The sequence below is a fragment of the Capnocytophaga sp. oral taxon 863 str. F0517 genome, from assembly GCF_000466425.1.
Lineage (GTDB): Bacteria > Bacteroidota > Bacteroidia > Flavobacteriales > Flavobacteriaceae > Capnocytophaga.
Map to the genome: position 1 here is coordinate 128641 of NZ_KE992174.1, position 351 is coordinate 128991.

1 protein-coding gene is annotated in these 351 nt (G+C 39.0%); it reads left to right on the forward strand.

Features of this window, described 5'->3' with window-relative positions:
• Positions 1 to 26 precede the first annotated feature (26 nt).
• Positions 27 to 351, forward strand: a 325-nt coding sequence (locus HMPREF1551_RS14525; protein WP_231374983.1) for an RteC domain-containing protein, incomplete at its 3' end; no start/stop codon positions are given.

A 351-nucleotide genomic window follows, 5' to 3' on the forward strand; every position in this document is an offset into this window, starting at 1 on the left:
CCGCCGTGGTTAAAGAATCTTTAGAAATGGTACAATTCCTAAAAGACCTCTTAAGGAAGGTCAAGGAAGAGGTACAGCAACGAGGTTTTACGGACCAAGCAGAAGAGATACATTTCTTCCGCGAGGTACAACCTCAAATTGTTAGCAGACTCATTTTCTACAATGAGGTTTACCAGATAGAAAGTAAAGCAACTTTGCTCTCTACTGAGGCTGCTAAAAAGTTTCTAAAAGACAAAGAAACCCAATGGTTTAAAGAGTCAGAGACTTTAGAAGCAACCGATTTCTTTAGTTACATTGCTTTAGGAAGAACCAATCGTGATGTAGAGTATTTTACTCGCAATTACGACTACC